The sequence below is a fragment of the Pseudomonas sp. S2_C11 genome (assembly GCF_054668395.1).
The window spans coordinates 3,548,725-3,563,973 of sequence record NZ_CP162765.1 but is presented as its reverse complement, the minus strand read 5'-3'; the positions used below and the strand labels follow the sequence as shown (position 1 = coordinate 3,563,973).

At 59.6% G+C, this 15,249-nt stretch carries 13 protein-coding genes; 3 read left to right on the top strand and 10 right to left on the bottom strand.

Annotation, left to right across the window (positions count from 1 at the left end; genetic code table 11):
- Nucleotides 1–15 precede the first annotated feature (15 nt).
- The 5 genes from AB4N48_RS16070 to AB4N48_RS16050 all read right to left on the bottom strand — a co-directional run bounded on the left by AB4N48_RS16070 (nucleotide 16) and on the right by AB4N48_RS16050 (nucleotide 4,686).
- Nucleotides 16–1,005 (bottom strand): ABC transporter ATP-binding protein, encoded by a 990-nt coding sequence (locus tag AB4N48_RS16070; RefSeq protein WP_073472631.1) that lies wholly within the window; start codon nucleotides 1,003–1,005, stop codon nucleotides 16–18.
- Nucleotides 1,002–1,802, bottom strand: coding sequence for an ABC transporter permease (locus AB4N48_RS16065; RefSeq protein ID WP_460093937.1), 801 nt, complete (start codon nucleotides 1,800–1,802; stop codon nucleotides 1,002–1,004). Before AB4N48_RS16065 ends, AB4N48_RS16070 begins: the two co-directional genes overlap by 4 nt.
- On the bottom strand, nucleotides 1,789–2,625 hold the full coding sequence (locus tag AB4N48_RS16060; protein WP_191637016.1) for an ABC transporter permease: 837 nt from the start codon (nucleotides 2,623–2,625) through the stop codon (nucleotides 1,789–1,791). The genes AB4N48_RS16065 and AB4N48_RS16060 overlap by 14 nt, the downstream gene beginning before the upstream one ends.
- Before the next feature lie 5 nt (nucleotides 2,626–2,630).
- Nucleotides 2,631–3,437: an alkaline phosphatase family protein gene (locus AB4N48_RS16055; RefSeq protein ID WP_150638736.1), complete on the bottom strand. Its 807-nt coding sequence runs from the start codon at nucleotides 3,435–3,437 to the stop codon at nucleotides 2,631–2,633.
- Nucleotides 3,438–3,618: 181 nt separating this feature from the next.
- On the bottom strand, nucleotides 3,619–4,686 hold the full coding sequence (locus AB4N48_RS16050; protein ID WP_041479304.1) for an ABC transporter substrate-binding protein: 1,068 nt from the start codon (nucleotides 4,684–4,686) through the stop codon (nucleotides 3,619–3,621).
- Between the two features lie 350 nt (nucleotides 4,687–5,036).
- On the opposite strand from AB4N48_RS16050, the gene phnR reads away from it, so the two are divergent.
- On the top strand, nucleotides 5,037–5,750 hold the full coding sequence (phnR, locus tag AB4N48_RS16045) for a phosphonate utilization transcriptional regulator PhnR (RefSeq protein WP_460093934.1): 714 nt from the start codon (nucleotides 5,037–5,039) through the stop codon (nucleotides 5,748–5,750).
- 528 nt (nucleotides 5,751–6,278) lie between these two features.
- Here phnR and AB4N48_RS16040 read toward each other — a convergent pair.
- Nucleotides 6,279–7,613: an amidohydrolase gene (locus tag AB4N48_RS16040; protein WP_460093931.1), complete on the bottom strand. Its 1,335-nt coding sequence runs from the start codon at nucleotides 7,611–7,613 to the stop codon at nucleotides 6,279–6,281.
- Nucleotides 7,614–7,917: 304 nt separating this feature from the next.
- Here AB4N48_RS16040 and AB4N48_RS16035 point away from each other — a divergent pair, with 304 nt between their 5' ends.
- Nucleotides 7,918–9,828 (top strand): S-type pyocin domain-containing protein, encoded by a 1,911-nt coding sequence (locus tag AB4N48_RS16035; protein WP_460093929.1) that lies wholly within the window; start codon nucleotides 7,918–7,920, stop codon nucleotides 9,826–9,828.
- Nucleotides 9,828–10,082 carry a bacteriocin immunity protein gene (locus tag AB4N48_RS16030; protein WP_076566779.1) on the top strand — a complete coding sequence of 85 codons (255 nt, stop codon included), beginning with the start codon at nucleotides 9,828–9,830 and terminating at the stop codon, nucleotides 10,080–10,082. The genes AB4N48_RS16035 and AB4N48_RS16030 overlap by 1 nt, the downstream gene beginning before the upstream one ends.
- A gap of 47 nt (nucleotides 10,083–10,129) precedes the next feature.
- Here AB4N48_RS16030 and AB4N48_RS16025 read toward each other — a convergent pair whose 3' ends face one another.
- From AB4N48_RS16025 to AB4N48_RS16010, 4 genes are all read right to left on the bottom strand, one after another.
- On the bottom strand, nucleotides 10,130–12,286 hold the full coding sequence (locus AB4N48_RS16025; RefSeq protein ID WP_041479310.1) for a mechanosensitive ion channel family protein: 2,157 nt from the start codon (nucleotides 12,284–12,286) through the stop codon (nucleotides 10,130–10,132).
- A 74-nt stretch (nucleotides 12,287–12,360) separates the two neighbouring features.
- Nucleotides 12,361–12,537 carry a hypothetical protein gene (locus AB4N48_RS16020; RefSeq protein WP_016773747.1) on the bottom strand — a complete coding sequence of 59 codons (177 nt, stop codon included), beginning with the start codon at nucleotides 12,535–12,537 and terminating at the stop codon, nucleotides 12,361–12,363.
- Nucleotides 12,538–12,769: 232 nt separating this feature from the next.
- Nucleotides 12,770–14,059 carry a M18 family aminopeptidase gene (locus AB4N48_RS16015; RefSeq protein WP_460093927.1) on the bottom strand — a complete coding sequence of 430 codons (1,290 nt, stop codon included), beginning with the start codon at nucleotides 14,057–14,059 and terminating at the stop codon, nucleotides 12,770–12,772.
- A gap of 78 nt (nucleotides 14,060–14,137) precedes the next feature.
- A complete protein-coding gene (locus AB4N48_RS16010; protein ID WP_460095566.1) occupies nucleotides 14,138–15,211 on the bottom strand; it encodes a hypothetical protein in 1,074 nt (357 codons plus the stop codon).
- Between the last annotated feature and the right edge of the window lie 38 nt (nucleotides 15,212–15,249).

Sequence of the window (15,249 nt, the reverse complement as noted above, 5' to 3'; positions counted from 1 at the left end):
ACGTCAGCAAAGTCATCAGGCTACCTCACACAGGGCCGTCGGATCGATGGAAAGTGCCAGGCGTTGTCCGTCGGGATGCAGATCGGCGGCGGAGCGGTTGAGTACGTCGACCACCAGTTCCACGCCGCGTGCTTCGACGCGATAGCGAATGACGTTGCCGAGCAGGCTGTGGCTGCGGATCTGCGCGTCGAGTTCGCCGTCAAGGCTCAGTTCGATGGCCTCTGGGCGGATGGCGATGCGATGGTTGACCGGCCGTTGCAACAGCTTCGAGGCGGCATCTGCGTCGAGCAGGTTGTAGTTGCCGATGAAGCCGGCGGCGAACACATCGACCGGCGCGGTGTAGAGGGTTTCGGCGTCGCCGCTCTGGACGATCTTGCCCTGATTCATCAGGAAAATCCGGTCCGACATGGTCAGCGCTTCTTCCTGATCGTGGGTGACGAAGATCGTGGTCAGGCCGAGTTCGCGCTGGATCTGACGAATCTGTTCGCGCAGGTGTTTGCGAATCCGTGCGTCGAGCGCCGACAGCGGCTCATCGAGCAGCAACAAGCGCGGGCGGGTGACCAGCGACCGGGCGAGGGCGACACGCTGGCACTGCCCACCTGACAGTTGATGCGGATAGCGGCTGGCGAAGTCGTGCAGTTCAACCAGTTTCAACACTTCAGAGACGCGCTTGTGGCTGTCATCGGCGTTGACCTTTTGCATGCGCAGGCCGAAGGCGACGTTCTGTTCGACGGTCATGTTGGGGAATAGCGCGTAGCTTTGAAAGACCATACCGATGCCACGTTTCTGTGGGCTCAACGGCACGAGGTCGACACCGTCGAGGAGGATCTTGCCGCCATCCACCGGGGTCAGGCCGGCGATGCAACGCAGCAAAGTCGACTTGCCGCACCCGGACGGGCCGAGCAGGGTGACGAACTCGCCTTTGTTGATTTCGCAATCGATGTCGCTGAACACCGTGGTGCCGGCATAACTTTTCTGCAGGTGTTGGACGCTGACGTAGCTCATTCGCTTTTGTCCTTGTTCAAGATGTTGGCGATCCAGGTCAGGACCAGCACGAAAAAGAAATACGAAATGACCAGCGCACTGGTGAAGTGACCGCTGCTGTTGCGCATGTTGTTCAGGTACACCTGCAAGGTTTCGTAGCGCGTGCCGACGAGGATGTTGGCGAACACGAACTCACCGAAGAGGAACGAGAAAGACAGTAGCAGCGCCACCATCAGGCCTTTGCGCAAGTTCGGCAGCACCACCAGAAACGCCGCTTGAAAAGTGCTGGCGCCAAGCAGTTGAGCGGCGTCCATCAGGTCGCGCAGGTTGATCGCTTGCAGGTTGTTGGTGATCGCGCGGTACATGAACGGCAGCGCCACGGTGAAGTAGCAGCCGATCAGAATCCATGGTGTGCCGACCATCGCCATCGGCCCGGAACCGTAGAGCTGCAGCAGCCCCACCGAGGACACCACCGGCGGCACCGCGAAGGGCAGCAGGATGAGGATGTTCATCAGCGCATCGAGTTTCGGAAAGTAGTAATGCACGACAAACAGCAGCGGCAGGATCAGCACCACCGATAACACCAGCGCGCCGACGCAGACGATCAGCGACTGCCCGAATGCGTGGAGAAAGCGCGGATCGCTCCACAGCTGGATGTACCACTTGAAGGTGAAGCCGCTCGGCAGAATGGTCGCCGACCAACTGCTGGCGATCGAATAGAGCAGCGTGCCCAGCAGCGGCAACAGCAGAATGGCGAACAGCAGATAGACCACGACGCGGTGGTAGACGCCGGCCGGGCCGGATTCAGCGCGAGACATGGTAGCTCCTCTTCAACAGCAATTGATGCACGACGGTGACGATGGTCATCAGCGCCACGAGCACCACGGCCAGGGCGCTGGCCAGGTTCGGATCAAGGGAAATGTCGCCGGAGACCATCGCCGCAATACGGATCGGCAGAACGTTGAAGTTGCCGGTGGTCAGCGCATAAACCGTGGCGTAGGCGCCGAGGGCGTTGGCCAGCAGGATCACGAACGTGCCGAGCAACGCCGGGGTCAATACTGGCAGGCCGATGTGCCGCCAGAACTGCCAGCCGTTGGCGCCGAGCAGTGCGGCGGACTCGCGCCAGTCTTCACGCAGAGCGTCGAACGCCGGGTAGAGCAGCAGCACGCCAAGGGGTATCTGGAAGTAGGTGTAGAGGATGATCAGGCCGGTTTTCGAATACAGGTTGAAGTCCTGAATGATCCCCGACTGCTTGAGCATGATGGTGATGCTGCCGTTGAAACCGAGCAGGATGATGAACGCGAACGCCAGCGGCACGCCGGCAAAATTGCTGGTCATGTTGGCGAAGGCATTCACGAAGTTGCGCAGCTTCGAATCGACGCGGCGTAGTGAATACGCACCAAGCACGGCGATGATGATGCCGAATACGCTCGACCAGAAACTGATCTCCAGGCTGTACTGGATTGCCTGCCGATAGAACTTCGAACCGAAGATCTTGCTGAAATTGGCCAGGCCCCACCCGGACTCTTCCGATTCCAGGCTGTTGATCATCACCCAGACCAGCGGGGCGATTTCGAAGACGATAAAGAACAGCGCGAAAGGCACCAGACACAGCGCCGCGAGCCATTTGCCGCGAGTCATGGCATTCACTTGAGCAGCTCCCGGCACACAGGTTTGTCGTGGGGCACGCCGAGCAGCTCGCAAACCGTGCCGCAGAGCTCGGTCTGCTTCGGTGTGACATCAGGGTTGAGGCTGAACGCCTCGCCGAGGACGAACAGCGGCACCTGACGTTCTTCCGCCAGCAGGCCGTTGTGCGAGCGATCGTTGTTCATGCCGTGGTCGGCGGTCACCAGCACCTGATAACCAGCGTCGAGCCAGGTCTGCAGATAGTCGGCGAGGATGACGTCAGCCGAGCGCGCGCTGTTGCGGTATTGCGAGCTGTCGAGGCCGTGCTTGTGCCCGGCGTCGTCGATGTTCATCGGGTGGATCAGGAGGAAATCCGGCGCATGACGCAGGCGCAGGTTCTCCGCGTCGGCGAACAGGTGCGAATCCGGATAATGGTCGTTCCAGTAGAAATGCCCGTGCTGGATCGGCAATGTCGGATCGTCGGTGTGGCGGTCGCGCGCAGCCACGAACGGTGAGCGGTTATACAACTCGCTGACCCAGTGATACGCCGCAGCGGCGGTTTTCAGCCCGGCATCGCGGGCGTAGTGATAGATGCTGCGCTGGTTGGACAAGCGCGAGACATTGTTGTGGACGATGCCGCTGCCGATCGGTGGCACGCCGGTGAGGATACATTCGTAAAGCGGTCGGGACAGGGCGGGCAATTCGCACTCCAGTTGATAGAGCGCCGCGCGTCCTGCGCCAACATAAGCCTGCAGATGCCCCATGGCGTGACACGCAACCTCGTAGTTGAGGCCGTCGAGCACGACAAGGATGACGTTGTGCTTCATAGGGGCAAGAACTCCGCGAAATTCAGATATTCCGAAATCAACCCGATCCCCTGTGGGAGCGAACCCGCTCGCGAATGCAATACATCATTCAACAGTGATGTCGACTGACGCGCCGCCTTCGCGAGCAGGCTCGCTCCCACATTCGGATCTTCAGCGGATCCCGAACAGGGGGATCACAGGATTACTTCATCTCTACGATGACTTCTTCGTTCCACTGCTGCGGCAGGGCTTTGGAGGTCTTTTCCCACGCGTCGGCGTCCTTGACTGGCGTAACGTTTTTGTATTGCTCGTTCGGCAGCAGCTTGGCTTTCACGTCTTCCGGCAGTTGCAGGTGTTCGGCGCGGATCGGCCGGGCGTTGCCGCGGGCGAGGTTGGTCTGGCCGGCGTCGCTGAAGATATATTCGCGCGTCAGCTTGGCGGCATTGGGGTTTTTCGCGTACTTGTTGATGATCGTGGTGTAGCCGGAAATCACCGAGCCGTCGGATGGAATCAGCACTACGTAATCATCCGGGTTGGCCATCTTGGCTTTGTAGCTCAGGCCATTGAAGTCCCAGACCACGCCGACTTCAATCTCGCCTTTTTCCATAGTGGCGATGGTCGGGTTGGCCATCGACAGACGACCCTGTTTGGCGAGGTCGGCGAACAACAGCAGTGCAGGCTTGATGTTTTTCTCGTCACCGCCATTGGCCAGTGCGGCAGCGAGGACACCGTTGGCGGCCTGGGCAGCAGTGCTCACGTCGCCGATGGAGACTTTGTATTTACCGGTTTTCAGGTCAGCCCATTTGGTCGGCACGTCGGAGCCGTTCAGCAGCTTCTTGTTGACGATGAAGGCGATGGTGCCGGTGTAGGCCAGTGCCCAGTTGCCGTCCTTGTCCTTGGCCCAGTCCGGAATCTGATCCCAAGTGCTTGGCTTGTACGGTTGCACCACGCCTTGCTTGACCGCGATCGGGCCGAAGGCAGCACCGACGTCGCCGATATCGGCGGTGGCGTTGTCTTTTTCAGCGGCGAACTTGGCGATTTCCTGAGCCGAACTCATATCGGTGTCGATGTGTTTCAAGCCGTAATTCGCAGCCAGATCATCCCAGGTGCCTTTCCAGTTGGCCCAGTTGTCGGGCATGCCGACGCTATTGACGGCGCCTTCCGCTTTCGCAGCGGCTTCGAGGGTTTTCAGATCGGTGTCGGCCGCCATGGCGGCGCTGCACATTGCAATGGTCGAGCCTAACAGTGTTGCCAGGAAAAGCTGTTTCATTCCGAAGCTCCTTGGTCGTGTTCAACGCTGCGATTGCGGTTGGGTTGGTCTAGGTCAGCAATACCTGAGCCAATTTAGGCGGGCTGGATGACATTTTGATGTCGATGGCCTTGTGGCTGATCTTTTCTCCGCCCGGGATTGGCCGTTGCCAAACAAGCGTAGACCATGACGCAGGCCCGATACGCAAGGGACTTGGCCGATGTATTGCAAGCCGTGAAAACGACCGTTGGGTAGTTTTTGTCATCTGTCGGTCATCTGCACTGCCTAGGCTTGCAACACACGAAAGCGCTCTGAGCAGCGCCCGGATTTGCCCTGAAACAGTGCTGGTCTAGTCCAGATAGGTAACGTTGATGCGCGATGAGGCAACGAAAGCGGTGACAGCGATTGGTCAGGTGCTGCAGGAGCAGATCAATCATGGTTTGCTGGCGGCCGGGAGCAAGTTGCCCGCTGAACGCAAGCTCAGCGAGTTGTTCGGGACGACGCGGATCACTGTGCGTGAAGCGCTGTTGCAATTGGAGGCGCAAGGGCAGATTTATCGTGAGGAGCGGCGCGGCTGGTTCGTGTCGCCGCCGCGTCTGGCGTACAACCTGATGCAGCGCAGTCACTTTCACGCCATGGTCAGTACGCAGGGGCGCGAACCTTCGACCGAGGTGATTTCGGCGCGGTTGCAGCCGGCTTCGGCGGCGGTGTGTGCGTGGTTGCAACTGCCGGCTTTGTCGAGCGTGATTCAGATTTGCCGCTCGCGGCGCATTGATGGGCGACTGGTGTTGTATGTGGAGCACTATCTGAATCCGCAGTTTTTTCCGGGGATTCTTGAGTTCGATTTGAATCAGTCGATCACTGAGTTGTATGCGCGGCATTTCGATTTGCACTATGGGCGGGTGCGGTTTGAGATTGTGCCTACGTCTTTATCTGTCGATGCGGCGGCGGCTTTGCGGGTGTCGGTGGGGAGTCCGGGATTGAGGATTGCTCGGGTCAATTATGATCAGCATGGGCGGCTGATTGATTGTGATCTGGAGTTTTGGCGGCATGATGCGATTCACGTAGGGGTTGATGTGGTTTGATCTTTATTGACCTTGGCGGCCTTTGGGCCGACCAGGTTTTGGGGGTTTGGGTGAATATCCGTTGCTGCGGTAACGGCTTCTTATGGTTCCGCCCTTACGGCGGGTCACTTTTTCAAACGCCAAAAAGTAACCAAAAGGCTGCGCCCTGACGTTCGGCCCGCTCGCTGGGGCTCGGGGTTCCTTCGCTGCGGGATCGATCCTGGCGCAGCGGCTCCGGTTTGCTTCGCTGCACCTACACTCGCTGTGTACGACTGCGTCGTACGGTCGCTGCGCTCCCACGCCCGGATCAATCCCTCCACTCAGCCTGCCGACGGGCTCCGAGATCAAGATCAAAAGCGGTGCTCGAGCTAACGCTCATCGTGTGTAGGAGCTGCCGAAGGCTGCGATCTTTTGTTTTTGCTTTCGCTTTTCTGTGGGAAGCGAGCCTGCTCGCGAAGGCGGCCTGTCAGCCGACCAATCTCTGTCGGATGTACTTAATCCCTGTGGGAGCGAGTCTGCTCGCGAAAGCGCCCCCACAGTCACCCCTTCCTACTTGCCCACCGCCGCATTCCCATACAGATAATCCGTCGCCAACGACGCCAATGTTCTCACCCCAACCACCAGCGCCGACTCATCCACAAAGAACCCCGGATTGTGATTCGGCGCGGCCTTGCTCATGTCCTGATCCCGCGGCGTAACCCCGAGAAACACAAACAATCCCGGCGCCTCTTTGGCGAAGAACGAGAAATCTTCCGCCCCACCCACCAGCGGTCCCTGCACCACATCATCCTTGGCCGCCCACTTCAATGTCGGCAGCATTTTCTCGGTCAGTGCAGGGTTGTTAATCGTCGGGTCGTATTTTTCGATGATGGTGACGTCGGCTTTGGCGCCGCCGCTTTCGGCGATTTTCTCGATGGTCTGGCGTACGTCGCTGTGCAGTTTCTGGCGGATGCCGTAGTCGTAGGAGCGGATGGTGCCGGTCATGTCGAGTGATTCGGGGATGATGTTGTAGCGGGTGCCGCCGTTGATGGTGCCGATGCTGACCACCGACGGGTAAGAGGAAATGTCGGTGCGGCGGCTGACCACGGTTTGCAGGCCGACGATGGTTTGTGCGCCGACGGTGATCGGGTCGATGCCATCCCAGGGGCGGCCGGCGTGAGTTTGTTTGCCATGGATCTTGATGCGCAGGTCGTCGGAGCTGGCCAGGGTCGGGCCGGGGCGGTAGGCGATCTGGCCGGCGGGGACGCCGGCCCAGACGTGCAGCCCGAACACCGCGTCTGGTTTCGGCGATTTCATTACGCCTTCCTCGACCATCATCTTCGCGCCCCAGGTGTTTTTGCCGTCGGGAATGAAGTCGCTCGGGCCTTCTTCGGCGGGCTGGAAGTAGAAGACGACGGTGCCGGGCAGGGTGTCGCGCATGCCCGTCAGAATTTTCGCTGCGCTGAGCAGGATGGCGGTGTGGGCGTCGTGGCCGCAGGCGTGCATGACGTCGACTTCCTTGTCCAGATACGTGCCTTTGGCTTTCGAAGCGAACGGCAAGTCGGAGACTTCCTTGACCGGCAGCGCGTCCATGTCGGCGCGCAGGGCCACGGTCGGGCCGGGCAGGGCGCCCTTGAGGACAGCCACGACGCCGGTGCGGGCGACGTCGGTTTTGACCTCCAGGCCCATGGCTTGCAGCTGTTTGGCGACCAGTTCAGCGGTGCGTTTTTCGGTGTTGCCGAGCTCCGGATGAGCGTGAAGGTCGCGGCGGGTTTCCAGCAGCTCCGGTTCGAGCTTCTGCGCCTGCTCGGCGATGCGCGTGCGAGCGCTGTCCATCGTCGCGGCGCTGGCGTGGCTGGCGACCAGGGTGAGCAAAAGGGTCTGGGCAATACGCGTCAGTTGCATGGGCTTCTCCTTGATTATTGTTGTTGGCTTCCTTGCCTGTGACAAAGGCTTTGCACGCAAGTGCGATCGGGTCCGGAAAGCGCTATGCGCTCCGACAGATTTACGTTTGAGCATAAGTTATCAGCGAAAACTCCTACCGCTTTATCAGTTTCGTCCGGCGTGACAGATAAAACGCGGGCGATAACCATGTACCGCACCGCACAACATCTATTTCCATAAATTTCTCCAGGTGCCGGTCACGTTATTGGCTGTTTGAGGGTAACGGGTCAGTGCGACAAAACTATTGTCCATGGAGGACTTATAAATGCAGCGTAATGGAATAACGCTTCCGCCGATTGTTGTGCGTCCGGATAAACAAGATGAATATTTACATTATTTAGGTGCAGGGGACGGCTCGGGACCAGGCATTAACTTTGCGCCGTTGGGTGAAATACTCGATATGGAAAGTATCTATAAAGATACTTCCAGGAATATTGCTCAGGTCATTGAAAATGAACTGGCAGAAGTGCGGGCAGCAGGTGATCAAAGTGTCTTGCCGCCTTTGGATGCGCTGGCGCGGGAGATGCAATTCAGGGATTCCCTGATCGCCAGGAAGTTTGGTGCGCTTTTGGTGGCCAAGGACGTGGCCATCGAACGTTTCGGCCACGCCCAGGTTGAAACCTTTTTCAACGGAGGCCGCTTACCGCAAGTCAATCGGCGAAGCGCCAGCGTCAGCGTACGGCAGGCTTATAGCGCTCTGTTCAACGCCAAGTTACTGGTTGAAGGCTTTGGCGTGTTGAACAGCCAGTCGGCCACGGTCAAGGGCATGATTGCCGTGGTGCAAGCGCAGGAAGCCGAGCGGATCGCTCAGGAGCAGGCGCGGTTGGCGGCGGAATACGCCAGGCAGGTTGCACAGGAACAGGCCCGCGTCGCTCAGGAGCAGGCGCGGCGGCAGGCGGAGGAGCTGGCGTGGCAGGCCGCGGCCGATGAAATCAGGCGGCTCGAAGAGGAACAGGCCCGTTTGGCGGCTGAGGCACTAGAGCGCAAGCGTGCCGAGGAACAGGCAGCGCTTGAGGCTGAGGCCGAAGCACGCAGGGTTGCTGAGGAAAAGCGCCGGCAGGACACCTCCGGTGGGCACAGTAGCCTGTTGCGCTTTCAGGGCAATACCAGCCACGCCCAATTGGTATTTGCGACGTCCGCTGGTGCGGTCGCGATTGCCGACAACCTGATGGCGGGTTTTACCGCTTCGATTCGCGCGGCGGTGGCCGGTTTATCGGGGCTGGCTGCCGGCACGGCGTCCGGTCTGATGGTGGGGGTAAGTGCGTTTGTCTACTCCCCGGTGTTGGGTAATGGGGAATTGCCTGAACGCTTTCTGCTCAGCCTCCCACTGGCAGATCTGCTGCCCGGTCAACTGCCTGATCTGGGCAAGCTGGCAAGCGAAAGAGCACGACTGAATCTGCCGGTACGTTTGAGCGCCCGGCCGCTGACGGGCTCTCTCGCCGAACTGCTTGTCGTTCCGGTAGCGGGGACAAAACGGCCTTCCGGCGTTCGCGTGGTTGCAGCTGATTTCAACGCAGGGAACAACACTTACAGCGCGACCCTCACTGACATCCCGCCGACAACCGCGGTCTGGACTCCCGCAGTAACGCCGGCAGACAGTTCAACGCTGTTCCCCATCGAGAATCCGTCCCCACCGCGATATATCGGCGGCAACCTCGTACCGATTGAAGGACGGATCGACGCTCACCCAGGGCGGGGCAGCATTCGTTTCGACGACTTCATTCTGGTCTTCCCGTCGGAATCGGGCCTGCCACCGCAGTACGTCATGTTCCGGGATCGACGCAATGATCCAGGGGTGGCGAGTGGTCATGGAGCGCCGGTTGCGGGTGGATGGCTGGAGGCGGCTACGCAAGGTGAGGGGGCGGCAATTCCCTCAAAAATTGCAGATCAATTGCGAGGCAAGAATTTCAAGGATTTCAGGGCATTCAGGGAGACTTTCTGGAAAGCGGTGAGCGCTGATGCGGAACTGGCGATGTCGTTTGATCCAGGTAGTCTCAGTGCAATGAGCAAAGGCCGATCACCGTATGTGAAAGCGGGCGATCGGGTTGGTAAACGAGTGAAGTTTGAGTTGCACCACGTCTCATCGTTATCGGATGGTGGGCAGTTGTACGATATTGACAACCTGCGGTTGCTAACTCCGAAACAGCATTTGGCAGTTCATAAGGGAGGCGAGTAATGAAAAAATTAATGATCAATGAAATGTCCGAAGAGCAATTCTTGCATTTCGTACAAAAGATATACCAATCGGATTACGCGACTGAGAAGGGGCAAACCTCAGCTGTAATGGAGTTTGAACGACTGAGCGAACATCCAGCGGGTTCCGATTTAATCTACTACCCAGAATCGGGAAAAAGCGGTCCGGAAAATATTGTGGCGGAAGTCAAAAGGTGGCGGGCCGCCGAAGGAAAACCTGGTTTCAAAGCCAGATAAAACTAGCCCCCTATTGGTATTACCTGCCAATAGGGGGCCATCTCTGTTCAGCTTTCCTTTTTGATTTCCACCCCAGGCGTAATCACCTGCACACTCATCCTTGGCGTCGCCAGATCCAGCCCCGCCTCATCCAGTTGCCTTTTCAGCGACAAATTGAACGCCCGGGAAACTTCCCACTGCTTGATCGGCGCAGTCTTGAACCGTGCGCGCAAAATCGCGCTGCCGGACTCGAAACTTTCCACACCCTGAATCTCCAGCGGCGACCAAATATTGCGGCGCTGCAACGGATCGCTGCGCATCTTCTGGCCGACGTCGCGCATCAGTTTGATCGCGTCGTCGATTTCCATGTTGTATGGCACGGCGACGCGGAAGATCGCGTAGCCGAATTCCCGCGAGTAGTTCTTGATGCTTTTGATTTCGCTGAACGGGATGGTGTGGACGATGCCGTCGATATCGCGCAGGCGTACGGTGCGGATGGTCAGGCCTTCGACGGTGCCGAGGTGGCCGCCAACGTCGACGTAGTCGTCGATGGCCAGCGAGTCTTCGATGATGATGAACAGGCCGGTGATCAGGTCAGCGACGAGCGACTGCGCGCCGAAGCCGATGGCCAGACCGATCACGCCGGCACCGGCCAGCAGCGGTGTGACGTTCATGCCCATGTTCGCCAACGCGACGATCAGCGCGATGATGAAAATCGCCACGAACAGCACGTTGCGGATCAACGGCATCATCGTCTGCGCCCGTGCATTCGCCAGGCCTTTGCGCGAGCGGGTGAGGGCGTGGTGCACGGCGGTGTCGGCGAGGATCCAGATCAGCCAGGAGAAAATCAGCGTGCCGATCAGGCTGAACAGTTTGACGCTGATGTCATGGCCATCGCCTTCGGCGAACGCGATCAGCGAATGGCCCCAGACGCGCAGGCCCAGTTCGATGAAGATCAGCCACACCAGCAAATGCGTCAGGGTGTAGAAGAAGTTTTTCAGTCGCTCCGAATACAGCGCATGGCGTTTCGGCCCGCGTTGCGGTTTCAGCGAATGGCGGCGCACGAGGCCGTTGATAACCATGCACAACACCAGCAGCACCGTGCAGATCAGCGACTGGCGCAGCGCGGTGCTGGTGTCGCCGGCGGAGACAAACGTGGCGAACAGCGAGATGCCGACCAGCACCAGTGCCGGCACGTACCAGAAGGTGCCGAGGATTTCGATGGTGTCGCTGAGGGCGCGGCGGGTCAGGCGCCGCGACAGCGGTTGGTTGCGGATCAGGTGCGCGATCGGTCGGCGGAATCGCAGAATGAACAGGCCGGTCGACAGCGCCGCAAGCACATTGGCCGTGGTCGCGGCGGTGTGCGCCAGATGTACGCCCAGGCTCTCGACCAGACGCGGATCGCTCAGCGCTTCACCGAACGCGGCGAAGCTGCCGATCAGCCACAGCGGCCGAAACGCCTGATGACGCAGGATGTACAGCGCGCGATGGCGATGCGGGCCGTCGAGCAGGGAGAAGGCGATCACGCAGATCGCCGAGAAACAGGTGCCGACCACCAAGGCATAGGCCAGCACCATCGCCAGGCTTTTGCCCAGGGAAGACGGCAGCACGTAGCTCATGTACACCGTCATTACCAACGCGATCAGCCACGGCCCGAGCTTGCGCAGGGCAAAGCGCAGCATGTCGAGGGCCTTGGGGTGTTGCGGCAGTTCTTCGGTGAGGCCGAAGCGCAGACGCACGCGGTGGCTGAGCCAGATCAGCGCGGCGGCGAGCAGGCTCCAGACCATCAGGATCACTGCGAAACCGAAGATGATCGGCAGCCATTCATTGGCCGGCAGCAGCTTGCTGGTCAGTTCGTCCTTGGCCAGATCGAATTCGTTGGACCAGCGGGTGAGCGGGCTGTCGGCGCCGGAAAACTGTTTTTCGAAGCTGGCGAGGGTGCCGCCGATCAGGCCCAGTACGCCTTCTTCCGGGGTGGCTTGAGCTTTCTTCGTAGCGTCGCGCAGCTTCTTCAGATCGCTGAGCAACTGCGCGCGTTGCTTGTCGTTTTCCAGCGACTTGATCACTTCGTCCAGTGACTGGCCGAGGGGTTCCACGGCTTCAGGCTGCGGTTTGGAAGTGTTGAGCAGGCCGGGCAGACCGACCGCTTGGGCGGGCGCCAGCGGCAGCAGCGTCATCAGGCAGACAAGCAGCAGACCGGGCAAAGCAAAAAGACGAGCGAACACCAGAAGACAACCTCGCGATAGGCGGATGCGCTGGAGTGTACGAGGCCCTTTGGCTCAATGCGAGCCGGGCGCGGTCATTCGTTGAGTTTGGCGAGGATCTTGTAGACCACCGTGGCGAGGATCATCAGCATACCGATCCACATGGCGAACACCCCGGCGTTCTTGTCGCGGAAGTTGAAGCCGATGGCCAGCAGGATCATTCCGCTGAGGATGGGAATGAGCATGGCGTGGAAGGAGGACATCGAGATCATGAAGACTGCCTTGTCTGTGGGGGATGTTTGCAGTCTAGGCGGGTTTTCGAGGCGGGGTGTGATGTGGCTCAGGAATGCATCAGGCCGGGAGGATTCTGCTGTCTGCACAGGCGATTTCGCGAGCAGGCTAGCTCCCACAGGTTGATTTGCATTCCAAGGGGAGATGACTGGCTCCCACAATGAAATGCAGTTCAATTGTGGGAGCGAGCCTGCTCGCGAAGCTTTTCAGCCTTTATGGCAATTCGCGACTGGCATAGAACGCACTGAGCACTTTGACCAGATGCGCCAGGTCATGGCTGCCGCACAGCTCGCGAATCGAATGCATGGCGAAGGTCGGCAGGCCGATGTCGACGGTGCGCACGCCCAGATGGCTGGCGGTGATCGGGCCGATGGTCGAGCCGCAGCCCATGTCGCTGCGCACCACGAAGCTTTGCACCGGGACTTCTTCGGCCATGCACAGGTGGCGGAAGAAACCGGCGGTTTCGCTGTTGGTGGCGTAGCGCTGGTTGCTGTTGACCTTGATCACCGGGCCGGCGTTGAGTTTCGGGCCGTGGTTGGCGTCGTGCTTGTCTGCGTAGTTGGGATGCACGCCGTGGGCGTTGTCGGCGGAGACCAGCAGGGATTTCTGAATCGTGCGGACGAACTCGTCGCCTTCCGGCAGCAGGCGGCGCAGGGTCTGTTCGAGCATCGGGCCGTCGGCACCGCATGCCGAGCACGAGCCGACTTCTTCGTGGTCGTTACAGACCAGCACGCAGGTCTCGTCGGTTTCGGCGGTGAGCAACGCTTGAAGGCCGGCGTAGCACGACAGCAGGTTGTCCAGACGCGCACCGGCAATGAAATCACCGTTCAGACCGATCACTGCAGCACTTTGCGTATCGTAGAAACTCAGCTCGTAATCCAGCACCACATCGGCGTTCAAACCGTGTTCGCGGGCCAGTTGGTCGGTGAGCACGGCGCGGAAATCGACGCGCTCGTCACCGGCGAATTGCGCCAGGATCGGCGGTAGTTCGGTCTGCGCGTTGATCGCCCAGCCCAGGTTGGCTTCACGGTTGAGGTGAATGGCCAGGTTGGGAATGATCGCGATGGGTGCCTTGAAGTCGATCAACTGACTCTCGACCTTGCCGTCACGGCGGAAGGTCACGCGGCCGGCCAGCGACAGATCGCGGTCGAACCACGGCGCCAGCAGTGCGCCGCCGTAGACTTCGACGCCCAGTTGCCAGAAGCCCTGACGTTGCAGTTCCGGTTGCGGCTTGACCCGCAGACACGGGCTGTCGGTGTGAGCGCCGACCAGACGGATACCGTCGTGCAGTGGCGAGTTGCGGCCCATTTTGATCGCGACGATCGAGGAGTCGTTACGGGTGACGTAATAGCGGCCGTTGGCCTCGGTGGACCATGGCTCGCGCTCGTCGAGGCGCACATAACCGGCGGCCTCCAGACGCTGCACGAGGCTGGCGGTGGCGTGGAACGGGGTAGGGGAGGCCTTGAGAAAGTCGATCAGGCCCTGGTTCAACTCTGCGCGCATAAGAAACTCCAGACAGCAATGGGCGGCAGTTTAACGCATCACTCAGCGCCATTGGGCAAGTGGTTTGCGCAAGCACGCTCAGGAGTGCTGATCGATGCGCTTGCGCAGGTAGGCAATGATGGCTTGTTGATCATCCTTTCTGGCGGGTTTCGGCAGGTGCTTCGGCCAGCCCTTGCCGCTGCCGAAGAAGGCCTTTTGCGTGACGCTGTCCCAACGCAGGATTTCCCGCGACGCCGATTCCCACCATTCGTGACGGCAGATCTCGTAATACGGATGGGCAGGTGCAGCACTGCCGAACAGCAACGCCCGGCCGACTTTCTTCATGCCGCCGCGCTTTTTGCGCAGCTTCCACTTGATGCGCAGACGGTCCCAGGTTGAGGGAACGGGTTTGCTGCGCGGAACCTCGGAGCACAGCTCTGGCAGTTCGGGGTGGAAGGCCTCGCCGTAACGGGCGAAAAAATGTTTCTGCATGGCGTGGAAGAAGTTTTTGTCGGCGAAGTAGTGATAGACGAATTTCTTCGCTTCCTGGATCGGCTGGTCGCGCATGGCAAAAGACAGTGCAATCTGTTCGATCGTATGGATGTCGAACGAACCCTGCGTCCACTCATCGATCAGCCGGACCGATTTCTCCAGCAGCGCTGCATCGCCATCGGTGACGCCGCACAAGCCGCTGTTGTAGAGCTTGAAGCTGTTCGTCGACGAGATGCCGTGGACTTGCAGGCAGCGCGCGAGTTTTTCGTAGTCCGCCCGGTTACAGACGTAACTCCAGTCATATTCGAAGCGGTCCATCACGTAACGGCCGGGCGTGATCATGCTGAACAGCCGGTGCGGCGAATCGAGAAACAGCGTGTCGGTGTCGACGAACAGGGTTTTTTCGGCGAGTGTCAGGCCCAGCGCAATGGCGCACGCTTTGCGGCGGTGGTGGTAGCCGTTTTCGCCCTGCCACTGGATCAGGGTCTGCTCGCTCAAAGTGACGGTATCGACCGGCCAGCCGGCATAGTCCTGCGGACGATCGGTCAGCACTCGGATGCACAACGATTCATCTGGCTGCAGCTGTGCAAGGGCGGTGAGGATGCTGAATTTCGCCTCGCGCCGATAAACGTCTTTGTCGCCATAGATCAGGTAGAGCAGCTGGTGCGGTACTTTTTCCAGGGGGGAAGGCTTCGCGCATAAGCGGCTCCATACGGCGG